The 12,058-nt window shown below is 45.7% G+C and carries 10 protein-coding genes; 1 reads left to right on the forward strand and 9 read right to left on the reverse strand.

What is annotated here, in order from left to right; translation table 11 throughout:
- Nucleotides 1–6: 6 nt before the first annotated feature.
- The 7 genes from ACXABW_RS15790 to ACXABW_RS15820 all read right to left on the reverse strand — a co-directional run bounded on the left by ACXABW_RS15790 (nucleotide 7) and on the right by ACXABW_RS15820 (nucleotide 9,714).
- Entirely contained in the window at nucleotides 7–2,541 is a 2,535-nt protein-coding gene (locus tag ACXABW_RS15790; protein WP_457526081.1) for a bifunctional diguanylate cyclase/phosphodiesterase, read from the reverse strand.
- Nucleotides 2,542–2,774: 233 nt separating this feature from the next.
- Entirely contained in the window at nucleotides 2,775–4,412 is a 1,638-nt protein-coding gene (locus ACXABW_RS15795) for a BatD family protein (RefSeq protein ID WP_457526084.1), read from the reverse strand.
- Between the two features lie 2 nt (nucleotides 4,413–4,414).
- Entirely contained in the window at nucleotides 4,415–6,373 is a 1,959-nt protein-coding gene (locus ACXABW_RS15800) for a VWA domain-containing protein (RefSeq protein ID WP_457526086.1), read from the reverse strand.
- Nucleotides 6,366–7,334, reverse strand: coding sequence for a vWA domain-containing protein (locus ACXABW_RS15805; protein ID WP_457526088.1), 969 nt, complete (start codon nucleotides 7,332–7,334; stop codon nucleotides 6,366–6,368). The genes ACXABW_RS15800 and ACXABW_RS15805 overlap by 8 nt, the downstream gene beginning before the upstream one ends.
- Nucleotides 7,327–7,821 carry a DUF4381 domain-containing protein gene (locus tag ACXABW_RS15810; protein WP_265687209.1) on the reverse strand — a complete coding sequence of 165 codons (495 nt, stop codon included), beginning with the start codon at nucleotides 7,819–7,821 and terminating at the stop codon, nucleotides 7,327–7,329. The genes ACXABW_RS15805 and ACXABW_RS15810 overlap by 8 nt, the downstream gene beginning before the upstream one ends.
- On the reverse strand, nucleotides 7,821–8,744 hold the full coding sequence (locus tag ACXABW_RS15815; RefSeq protein ID WP_457526090.1) for a DUF58 domain-containing protein: 924 nt from the start codon (nucleotides 8,742–8,744) through the stop codon (nucleotides 7,821–7,823). Before ACXABW_RS15815 ends, ACXABW_RS15810 begins: the two co-directional genes overlap by 1 nt.
- 13 nt (nucleotides 8,745–8,757) lie before the next feature.
- Nucleotides 8,758–9,714 (reverse strand): AAA family ATPase, encoded by a 957-nt coding sequence (locus tag ACXABW_RS15820; RefSeq protein ID WP_457526092.1) that lies wholly within the window; start codon nucleotides 9,712–9,714, stop codon nucleotides 8,758–8,760.
- Nucleotides 9,715–10,019: 305 nt separating this feature from the next.
- On the opposite strand from ACXABW_RS15820, the gene ACXABW_RS15825 reads away from it, so the two are divergent.
- A complete protein-coding gene (locus ACXABW_RS15825) occupies nucleotides 10,020–10,220 on the forward strand; it encodes a restriction endonuclease subunit S domain-containing protein (protein ID WP_252033812.1) in 201 nt (66 codons plus the stop codon).
- A 371-nt stretch (nucleotides 10,221–10,591) separates the two neighbouring features.
- On the opposite strand, the gene pyrC is transcribed toward ACXABW_RS15825, so the two are convergent.
- Nucleotides 10,592–11,620 (reverse strand): dihydroorotase, encoded by a 1,029-nt coding sequence (gene pyrC / locus ACXABW_RS15830; protein ID WP_457526094.1) that lies wholly within the window; start codon nucleotides 11,618–11,620, stop codon nucleotides 10,592–10,594.
- A 160-nt stretch (nucleotides 11,621–11,780) separates the two neighbouring features.
- Nucleotides 11,781–11,948: a YqaE/Pmp3 family membrane protein gene (locus tag ACXABW_RS15835; protein ID WP_252033816.1), complete on the reverse strand. Its 168-nt coding sequence runs from the start codon at nucleotides 11,946–11,948 to the stop codon at nucleotides 11,781–11,783.
- Nucleotides 11,949–12,058 lie beyond the last annotated feature (110 nt).

Consider the following 12,058-nt stretch of genomic DNA (forward strand, 5'->3'; position numbering starts at 1 on the left):
GTGAAATCAGCTAGCGGTCCGTTTCGCGTTGAGCGGTACATCGCTCCACTCTGAGTAGGGGACTGGTTTTCCAAATAAGAACCCTTGACCAAGCGGGCAATTAAGGCGGGTAAGCGCTTGGGATTGTTGCTCTGTTTCTATCCCTTCTGCAATGATTTCAAACCCGAGTGTGGTCGACATATCAATGATGGTTTTCACCAAAGAGTGTTTCGCGTTATCTGCGTTCATTCTCTCGATAAAGACTCTATCGATCTTTAAACAATTGAATGGCAAGGTATGAATGTACGACAGTGAGCTGTAGCCCGTGCCGAAATCGTCAATTGCAATGCCAATTCCAAGTTTACGAATTGCATGCATGTTTCGAATGGTAACGTGGTCACTGTCAATCAACTTCGACTCGGTGATCTCTAGCGACAATTGCACTGGATTCATTCGAGTTTTACGTATGACACTTTCGAGCGTTGGGACAAAGTCGGGCATCGCGAGTTGCTTAACAGATAAGTTAACATGAAGCTGAAAATTAGAAGGAAACTTGCCTTCATCGATACCTTTAACGGTGTCAGAGCATGCCTTTTCGAGGATACACAAGCCAATATCGTTTATTAGGTCGTATTCTTCAGCCACTGAAATAAACTCTAGCGGTGAAATCAACCCGTGCTCAGGGCTTATCCAGCGAGCGAGCGCTTCGGCACCAGTAAACTGATGGGTTTTAAGGTCAATAAGTGGCTGATAGAAAGGGACGAACTCATTATTGTCCAATGCATCTTTAATGCGTGGAACCAGTTGCATCTTTTGTCTCGAGGCTTGATCCATTTGCAACTCGTATTGGCTTATTTTGGTGGGGCTTGACTTAGCGTGACTTAGAGCAATACTCCCTTTTCTTAACCATATCGACATACTTTCTTGATCATTGACGTTTACCATGCCGATCGACGCATGAACTAGAGTTTGTTCTCCCTCAGTAGAAATGGGGGAAGCGAACAACTGAAGAATACGGTTTGCATTCAATCTATTGACGTCTTCACTGCACTCGCAATGGAGAAACAACGCAAACTCATCTCCTCCCACTCTTGCCATGTAGTGGTTTGAACCGTCGAACAAAGATTTAAGGCGTGCTGCGACGATCTTCAGTATTTGGTCACCATGATAGTGTCCCAAATTGTCATTGACCTCGCGGAACTTATCTAAGCCAATTATCATTAGGCAGCCAAGAGCGGGTTCAAGTGAGTCACACTTCTCTGCAAAACCCTGTCGACTGTAAATCTTAGTCAGACTGTCATACACAATTTGTTCTCTGAGGGCTTTAAACGAAGCTTGTAAATGTGTCGCCATTTCTTGGAATGAATACAGTAAAACGTTCGTTTCTCGAATGATTCCGCGTTTAGGTAGGGGACAATCCCAGTCGCCTTTTGCAAGATTATTGGCCGCTTTAGCCGTCCAGATAATGGGTAGCACCACTTGATGTAAAAGGTAGAATCCTAACAGTAGGCCGATAACGCCTGCTGCGAGTGCCGCAAACAAGCTATTTTCCTGTGTTTCAGCAAGAGCTCCTAATAGATTACTTTCGGAAATTGATACACCGATGTACCAACTTAGCCCGTTTTCGTCGTTAAATGGTGTTATGTGGTTAAAGTAACGTTCGTTGTTCAATACCATATCAAATGATAAAGGAGCGTTTTCGAGCATGCTGTTAGGAGTATTTATCTTATTGCTCACACCTTGAATGACCGCGTTTGGGCTTTCGCTTAGCTTGGCGCGGTTGCTTTCGGAGAATATTGACGACTGAATAGAGTGCGCGACGAGTTGTTGATTGCTGTCGAAAATATAGATGAATGCATCGGTGAGATTTTGCTGCTCAGCGAGAAAAGAGTTGAATGTGTCGATTTTGATATCGAGAACGACCACGCCGCTGAATTTTCGTTGTGTGTATACTGGCGACAACGCAGAGAGCGTCACGTCTTTGCGTTCATCGACATTCGCGTAGATAGAAGACCACTTTGGAGATTTTGATTTTGCGACAGGTTCATACCAAGGCCTTGTTCGGGGATCATATCCTTCGAATGTTGAACGTATGTCCTGACTGATCGACTTACCACGGTATATGACTAAGTTTTGGTTAGTACGACTGTCTTGTAGCATCAACGTTTGACCACTGTTTGCCTCTTTCCGAAAGCCGACAAAATCACCGACCTCGCTACCAAAAGCGATTACGTCGAGGTGTTCTATTTTGTTATATATGGCCTCAGCACTTTCTAACATATATTGCTCGATTCGCTGCATGTCATTAGGTTGATACAAAGAGTTAAAGCTGATTGCATGGCTTAGTGCATAGCCGGCGTTGAACGGCTCTTTGAGGAAATGATCTAATTCTAAATCGACGGCGTGAGTGAGAGCATTAAGGCGTTTTTCACTGATATTGCTAAGCATGGACTCATAACTGGTTTGTTGAAACCAGAGTATTATGCTCATCGTTACAAAGAAGACACAGACAAACGGTAGGATGAGTGCAGTTTTGAGCTGAATCTGAAAGTTATCCGCCATAGTGAGACCACCTTTAAATTAAGGCTTCTGACGTTAGTTTCAAGAGTTGTGTTATTTGCTTTTATGCTGATTAATCGCGCATTGAGTAATCTATGTTACCGATAGAAGTATAGACAAGATTTGTGCTCAAAATTGTGTATAGAGCAGTGACTCCTACATTAGAACTTGATGGTAGTAACTTTTATGTAGATTAGAGCCAAGGTAAATAGTATTACCTTGGCTCTGAAGTGTGGTTATAGTTTGGCGAGATGCTCTTTTGAGGCTTTGCTGAATCGAGTTTGTTTTTCTAGTGCTTCGAGCATTGTTAACAACGTCTGAGTGTCGTTTTCAGATGGTGTTGTAGAAAACGTACTGGCCAGACGGCTTAAAGCGCTCTCGAATTCAGCTTTATCTTCTGAGCTTAAATTTTGCTGCGACTGTAACCAACGTTGGCCGTAAAGCTGAGCTTGAATAACATCTTTGCGCAGTAACGCTTCTTTTAGTGCTGTGAGGTTATCGTCTGAAGGGTAAGGAGCGCGCTGTTCTTCCTGTTTTGGCGCTTTACGTTGTTTTAAAAAGTACACTAGTGTGGCTAGCCAAAGCACGGCAAACAAGGCAGTGAGATAAGGCCAAACACCACTGTCTTTTACCGTCACCGTTTCAATTTTGACTGGTTGCTGGGTGGGCGGCGTAGAGGTTGGGGCAATGGCATTGAGCGCATCACCTGGTTCCACGTTTAATGCCAACCCAGTTATGCTGGTTGTTTTCGGTGTTTTAGTTTGGCTGTGCCACCAATTAACGCTGAGGTTATCCAGTTGAACTTCACCAGCTTGCTGCGGGATCAGCACCTGCTTGATGGTCATTGTCACTAGGCCATCATCATTGGTAGAGAAGTGTGGCTTCTCTGTGTACAAGCGAATGCTGTCTGGATAGTGAGTGACTAGATTCGGGAATTGTTCGGATGTTAGCCCCTCGATAGACAGTGAGACCTCTCTTGTCAGTGATTCACCAACGCTGGTGTTAAATGGAGTGCTAGGGTCAATTTGATTGCCATCTTGATCTTTCCAAACCTGAGATAGCGTTAGTTTAGAGCTCGGTAACCAGAAACCTTGATACTGACTTGGTTTGGGTTCAACTGTGATTTCAAACTGCTCTGGCTTGGTATCGACAGAAATCAGCTTAGTAGTGCCCGTATGGTTGTTTCCATACACAACAGCGCCATTGAAGGCTGGCGCATTTAGAGTGTAGGTTCCTGACTCTAGTGCCGTAACTCGGTACGTTTGGTCAAGCACGGTCACTTCAACACCATCTAACACGCTTTGGTACTGGTTTGGTTCACCTTGCGCGGTTAGTGTCATCCCTTTTATTAAAGGTGGTACGACCTTAGGGTTTTGTAATCGACGAGGGTCAGCCTTAATGATCAGGCGAGATTTCAAAATCGCACTTTCGCTTGGGTAAAGCTGCGTTTTATCGAGGTGATTTTGTAGCTCGATCAATTCAGAGACATCAGGCGTATCTTGATCCATGACGACGGTAATGTTGATCGGCTGAGACTCAGTTCCAGAAACCGAAAAGCTTGGAATGGTGTGCGTCCCTAACTTGAGAGCGGCAAGTGAAATGTTCCATTCGCTTCGCACATTACGTTCACCGTTAATGATGTTGACGGATGTTCCGAAGCTTGGTCTGCTGATGAAAAAATCGTCTTCTAACTGGCTGAAATCGATGTCGCTAGAGGATACTTTTTCATCAACCACGACTCTTAGCTGAAACACTTCGTTTTTAGCGACTTTGTTTTTGCTCACCGTTGCCCAAGCGGTTGCTGCCTGGCTGGATACACTAAATAACGCCATCGCGCATAATAAAGCCGCCATTAGGCTTTTGTGTAATTTCATCGTTACCATTTTTTACCTGTATCCTGCGGTGGTTGTTTCTGTTTAGCCTGCAGTAGCATCTGTGCTTGTAATAACCGGCTTGGATCACGAGCACTTTCTACTTGTTCTAAGCGTCTAATCTCTGGTGCGACGGATTCTTGATCTCCCATCGCTGATGACGCGGTCTGGCCATCTTGTGTTTCGCTACTATTTTGCGGTGATGTTTGAGCGAGCTCTGGCGATACAGTATTTTGCTCGTTGGAATCATCCGTTTGTGACTGGTTGCTCTGGGAGTTTTGTTCGGACAAGTCTTGTTGTGCTGACTCTTTAGATGGATCGCTAGGCTGTGGGTTTGTTTGAGCGGAGTCTTTGTCTACTGAGTTAGGCTGAGACCTCTCTTGTGAGGAGCGATCAGCTTCGTCACTGTTTTGGGTCTGTTTGCTGTCTCCAGATTGACTATCTTCACCAGATTGATCCTGAGCGCTATTGCCTTGTTGCTCTTTTTTTTCAGATGGTTGCTGAGAATCTTGTTGTTCTTCGGAATTCTCGCCGTCAGAATTTTGCTGTTGCTGTTGCTGTTGCTGTTGCTGTTGCTGTTGCTGTTGCTGTTGCTGTTGCTGTTGAGCTTGTCGAACTACCTCTAAGTTACTCTTGGCATCTTGATTATCTGGGTTAGCTACCAGCAGTTGTTCATACAGCTCAATGGCTTTGTCGTATTGACCATCCTGTGCGTATGCGTTTGCAAGGTTATATTGAACGTCACTTCCTTCGAGCTGAGAGAGGGTTTGGATCGCACCTTTAAAGTCACCTGCTTGATACTGAGCTGCGCCTTTCCATGCGGGATCGGTAAACTTGTCACTGGCACTTTGATACTCTTGCTGGTCAAAGCTCTTCATTGCGCTTTGATTGCTATTGAGGAAAGGGCTCGCTTCTGCTGAAGGTGTTGTAAGCAGTGGTACCGACACCAGCATAAGGCTGAGGATAACACCTTTGCGGAACATTAACGCAGCTGGGATCAGCAGAAGAGGAAGTAGCCAGTAGCCGTTGTTAACTCGCTCTGAACTCGAGCTTTGGCCTTTAATTGCGGAGTCATCGAGTGCAGAGATTTGTGTGCGATTCAAAATACTGCTCACATCGTCATTGGTGCGGCGAATTGGTGTAAAGAAGCCATCAACACGGTTTGCTAAATCTTTCATGTTAGAAAAGTTGGTTTTTGCGACCACAGTGTTTCCTGATTCACTTTTGAGTAGTGAGCCGTCTTCCAGTGCAATCGGTGCACCCGCACGAGTACCCACGCCCAAAATGGAAAGTTTCCAATCTGTACCTTGTAATAGCGATGTAATTTCAGTTGTTTCGTTATCATCTAAGTCGTCGGCGAGCAAGACAATATGGCCGGACGAAAGCCCAGCATTAGTCATCATCTCTATCGCGAGCGCAACACCATTGGCCGCATTTGCACCCGGGTAGGGCATGAGTTCGGGCTTGAGGTTAGGAACCAATGTTTCGATAGTGTGGCTATCAGAGGTCATTGGACTGATTGTGTATGCGTCCCCTGCGTAGGCGATGAGCCCAGTGACACCTTCATTCCAGCCGCGAAGTAGATCGAGTGCTTTGTACCGAGCTTGAGTCAATCGATTTGGCTTAATATCTTTGGCATACATCGACATTGACATATCAACCACTAACACTCGGCCATTGGCCGCTGCAAAATTCGGTCGTTCAGACTTTTCAAAACTTGGCCCCGCGAGAGCGATAACCGCTAAGACAAGTGAACCTGTGGTTAGAGATACAAACCATTTAGAGCGTGTTGTGTTATCAATCCCCATAGCTTTGGCTAAATGGGGAGCAACAAGTTGCTGCGATTTGTCGCTGAAAAACACCCAGGCTAACAGTAACGCTAGGGGTATCAATGCAATCAGCCATTGTGGGTTTAGGAATAGTTCACCAAGAGAAGTTGGCATGACGAAAGTGGAGTCAGACATGATTTCTCCTTAATACGATCAGTACCAGTGACAGCACCAATGCTGACCCTAATGGATATGGGAACCATTCGGTTTGCGGACGCCAGGTTTGTGTTGCTTGGCTAACCGGTTCAAGCTGATTAATTGTGTCGTAGATCTGGGCTAGGTCCTGGCTGTCGCGAGCTCGAAAATACTGCCCGCCAGTGATGTCGGCGATTTTAGTCAATGCTTGTTCATCTAAATCTTCGGCCGTATTCACTTTTCGCGTCATAAAGAAATCTTTTACCATCATTTCGCCAGCTCCAACGCCAACGGTATAAATGGTTGTACCGTATTTCTTGGCGATGTTGGCTGCTTCGATTGGATCAAGTACACCAGCGTTATTGCTGCCGTCACTCAATAAAATCATGACTCGTTGTGGAGCATCACCGTCAATAAAGGTTTTGGTGGCCAGTCCGATGCCATCACCAATGGCGGTTTGGGTTCCTATTAAGCGCAATACCGTTTGGTTGAGTTGATCGGCAACGGTGTTCCTATCGAGGGTGAGTGGTGTTTGCAGATAGGCATGATCGGCAAACAAAACCAGCCCTAAGCGGTCGCCTTCTCGTTTGTCGATAAACTCTGACAGCACTTGTTTTACTGCTGTCAGGCGATCGATGTATTCATCACCCTGTTTCATGTCGGCTTGTTTCATCGAGTAAGATAAATCCACTACCAACATGACATCGCGGTGCTTAGGTTGGGCGGTAATGGGGTCTCCATACCAAACTGGCCTTGCTGAGGCAACGACTAGGCATACCCAAATTAGGGCAGCTAATAGTCGGGCCGCCCAGTTTTTAGGGGCGGTTTTTCCTTCGCTTTGGGGCAAATAGGGCAAATGAATGGGCGTGGTTTGGCGCGTTGCCGGCGCTCGCCAATAGATGAGTATTGGCAGCGGAAGCACAGCTAGTACCCACCACCATTCAAGTGCAAAATTAGCCAAGCTTGGCTCTCCCTTTCTTCGGCGGCAAAGCGTCATTTACCCACTGATAGCAGTGCTCTACCAGTTCTTCAGGGTTTTCGACTGCGTCTTTTTGGTAAAGCGCTGCTTGCCATTGGTGTTCATTTGGTTGGAAAAGAGGATCTGTGAGTTGAGAGTCCAAAAATGCATACCATTCTTTTCCGGTAAGTTGTGCTACTTGCTCCCTAGGGAAGTAGCACAAAGCAGCTTGACGTACGAGCTCGATAGCTGCAGACGGTTTTACTGCAGTATGTGAAGGTTTCAGCAAGCGAAGTGCGGTCTTCTTCGGAGCCTGCTTCTTTTTGTTCCAGCGTATAAGCAATACGACAGCGAGTATCGCCACAATGATTGCCGCAAAAGATGCCCACCATCCCCATGCAAGGGGGAACCAAGAAGGTGCGTCTGGAAGATGCAATGCCTTCAATGGTAATTCGAGAGTAGGTAGCGTTGAGTCTGATGATTCCTTCATTAATGTTGTCCAGATAATTGTTGTAATAATGGTTGGTCACTTGCCAATGAGGTAAAGGTGATGCCGTGTGATTGGCAGATCTCCTGAAAGGCCTTCACTTTACTCATATAGGCATTAGCGAGCTGTTTTCTTGTTGCGCGAGAAGAAAAATCAAACCACTGCGTTTTCTCTTTATCCGCGACTTGTTGTATTCCTCGGTAGTTTGTTACTCCCTGTTCCAAAGGGTCTGAAAAATGTACGACTCGAACGAGGTTGTGTTGTCGTAGGCGAGCCAATAGAGCTTGGTTGCTTTCACTAAAGCGAACAAAATCACTCAGCAAAATCACTTCGCTTCCTTTCGGGCATAGCCGATTAAGTGCTTCAAAAGCGGGCGCCATTGAGGTTGCTTCTGTTACCGCGGTTCGATTAAGAAGGTTATTGTGCTCAGTGACGAGCTGTTGAATGATTTGTAACGGACCGCTGTTGCGAGCACTTGGCTTAATGTCCAGTAACTGGCTGCCAGTGTCTATGACTGCACCGACTCGGTCTTGATTAGCGACGGATAGCCAACTAATCAGGCTTGCCATATGGGCCATTTGAACTGATTTCAAAAGTAGCTTTGACCCAAAGAACATGCTGGAAGACAAATCGATATAGAGAACGACTGGCTTTTCTCGTTCTTCGGTAAACAATTTAGTATGAGGTTTACCCGTGCGCGCGGTGACTCGCCAGTCAATGCTTCGGATATCATCTCCTGCTTGGTACTGGCGTACTTCAGCGAAATCCATGCCTCTACCCAGCCTGCGACTTTGGTGCTGTCCGAGCATTTGAGACCATAAACTTTTGGCTGGCGGTAACCAATGAACAGTTTGTTGTTTGTAAAACAACAGTTCATCGAGTGACAATGTCACGCCATCAGTGCTTGGTGGAAGTTTTGAATCCATGTTGTTACTCAATTCATGCACTGCCCACGAGTGACAGAAGTTGATTGATCACTTGATTCGGGTGAACACCTTCTGCTTGCGCTTGATAGCTGAGTAGGAGGCGGTGACGAAGCACAGGAAACGCCATGGCCTGAACATCTTCAGGGGAGACAAAGTCACGGCCTGCAAGCCAAGCGTGAGCGCGTGCACAGCGGTCTAGAGCAATAGTCGCACGTGGGCTTACACCAAGTTCAATCCATTGCGCTAGAGTACTGTCGTATTCACTAGGTTGGCGAGTCGCCATCACTAAGCGAATAATGTATTGCTCAATACTTTCAGCCATGTGGATGTTGAGCACTTCTTGGCGGGCAGCAAAAATATCGGTCTGAGTCAGCTTTGGTGGTGTTGTACTTGTTTCACCTTTCGCTTCACCGCGGTTGAGACGAAGGATTTCCAACTCGCTTTGAGCGTCTGGGTAATTCACGTCTAGGTGTAGTAAGAAACGGTCGAGCTGCGCTTCTGGAAGCGGGTACGTGCCTTCCTGCTCAATGGGGTTTTGAGTTGCCATTACCAGAAAGAGCTCTGGTAATTTGTAAGTCTTGCGACCTGCTGTGATCTGCTTTTCAGCCATGGCTTCGAGCATCGCAGCTTGAACTTTCGCCGGAGCACGGTTGATTTCATCTGCCAAAAGCAGTGAATTGAAAATTGGACCAGACTGGAACACAAACTCACCGGTTTCCGGCCTGAATATATCGGTACCAGTTAAATCAGCTGGAAGTAGGTCAGGAGTAAACTGAATGCGGTGGAAATCCCCTTCAATACAATCGGCCAAAGATTTCACAGCACGAGTTTTTGCAAGCCCAGGAGGGCCTTCTACTAAGATGTGGCCATCAGCGAGTAGAGCGACAAGCAGTTGTTTTACTAGGTCGGCTTGACCGATCACTTGGCCTTGTAGGTAGTGCTGTAGTTGTTGTAATGCTGAAGAATTCATGAGTATTTATCTCCTAATTTTTCAATTAGTGAGTCAGTAAGGTAAAAAGTTCCGTAAAGAATGCTGTAAACCTAATCGTTTGGTTAGGTTTTATTCAATCATATTGCCTTATCTATCAGTTAATTAGGATATGGGGATTATGAGCTTTGTTCCAAGGGTTTTAGTTTAGAAAAGTTAGTTTTTGTAAATGAGGCTTTCGGGGACTTTTTACAAGTTGAATGGATGGGTGGCAACGAGCTGGAATGTAGATCCGAACGGTGAAAATAGGTAAACTTTGCCGTAGTTATTATTTGAAGGTAAGTACAATGAGTGATTTCGAAAAAGAACTAGAAGCGATGTCTCAGCAAATGACTGAAGAGCCTGAAGTTAAGCTTCCATCACTTGAAGAGCAAAAAGCTGTGGTTGCAGAGCTTAAGAAGCTTGAAGCAGAAGGTAAACTGACTCCAGAAGTGATGGAACAGTACTTCGGCAAGTTCTACGCAAAGACGGATACTCCAATCCACTAAGGCTTATAGGGTCTGTTGATCTTTCGAGCTGATTTTTGCAGCACTTTGTGGGAAATTTAACCACGAAAGGTCAACAGACCCTGGACACTCGTACAGAAATGATATGAGTGCATAGTATTTTGAAAGGCCGCGCATGCGGCTTTTTTTATCAAGGAATCCACGATGTTTATTGTTTATCGTTTATTAAAGCTTGCGATTATCTGCGCGGTTTTTTTCTCTATCTACGATTTTATTGCTTTCGGAGAACTGACTTGGGTAGATAGATTGCTCGATAAAATCTAACGCTATCCAGTGATTGAGTTCATAAGTAAATGCATAAAAAAGCCGCTGATTCAGCGGCTTTTTTTATTATTGGTTAACTCGAAGAAAGGTTACTTAACCGTCCACTCGATTGCCTCGTCACCACGGATAGGTACCACGATGTCGCTACCAAAAGGCATTGATTCAGGGACTGCCCAGCTTTCTTTCGTTAGCGTCACAGTGTCTTGGTTGCGAGGGATACCATAGAAGTCAGGACCATTGTGACTTGCGAACGCTTCTAGGTTTTCTAGCTTACCTTCTTGCTCGAATACTTCAGCGTATAGCTCCAATGCTGCGTGTGCAGTATACGAACCAGCGCAGCCACATGCCGCTTCTTTCATGCCTTTCGCGTGAGGAGCTGAGTCAGTACCTAAGAAGAATTTGCTGCTGCCACTTGTTGCCGCTTCAATCAGCGCTTGTTGGTGCGTGTTACGCTTCAAAATCGGTAGGCAGTAGAAGTGAGGTTTAATGCCACCAACCAACATGTGGTTACGGTTATAGAGTAAGTGGTGAGCCGTGATAGTAGCTGCAACGTTCTCGTTCGCATTCTTCACGAAGTTTGCTGCATCGGCTGTCGTAATGTGCTCAAGAACGATTTTTAACTCAGGGAAGTCGTTCACGATTGGAGCCAGGACGGTATCTAAGAACTCCTTCTCACGGTCAAAGATATCAACATCGTGTGTGGTGACTTCACCGTGAACAAGGAGCAGCATCCCAACTTCTTGCATTGCTTCAAGAACTGGGTAGATGTTCTTGGCAGACGTTACGCCTGAATCTGAGTTTGTAGTCGCGCCAGCTGGGTATAGCTTAGCTGCGACAACAGCGCCAGAAGCTTTAGCTTTGCGAATTTCGTCAGGTGATGTGTTATCGGTGAGGTAAAGCGCCATCAAAGGTTGGAATTGCTCACTTGGTTTTTGAGCCATGATGCGATCACGGTAAGCAATAGCCATTTCAGTATCGGTAACTGGTGGGACGGTGTTTGGCATGATTAGCGCTCGGCCGTTGTAACGGCTGATGTCGCGTACGGTATCAACAAGAACTTCGCCATCGCGAAGGTGAACGTGCCAGTCGTCAGGACGAGTGATCGTAAGTGTTGTCATTAAGGGCTCCCACCATTGAATAGTTTTCTGATTGGAGCCTAAACTGAAGCGAAATCTGTGAAAGCAAACGCTTCCGTTTAGGCGACAGGATGATAGAGGAAAACCCCTCTGATTTCATCCTATTTTTGAAACAGCGGGAAATTAGCGTTTAGTTTACTGGTTATTTTAGTGTTAACCAAAGTGCGTGGATCATGCCTGGAACAAAGAAAATCAGTGTTAGGATAAGGTTGATAATGAAGTCTTTACCAAACCCTTTTGAGACAAATACAGCGAAAGGTGGAATCACTACACACAAGATGATCATCAGTAGGCGGTTAGTATCATTCATAACAAGTCTCTTTAGTTTTTGATTGGAGAGGGCCGTGTTCGAAAGAAAAAACAACCAATTGTTATTCAACTGTTTCCCCTTTGAGTCGGATTATGCATTATCATGGCGCA

The organism is Vibrio paucivorans, assembly GCF_054053395.1.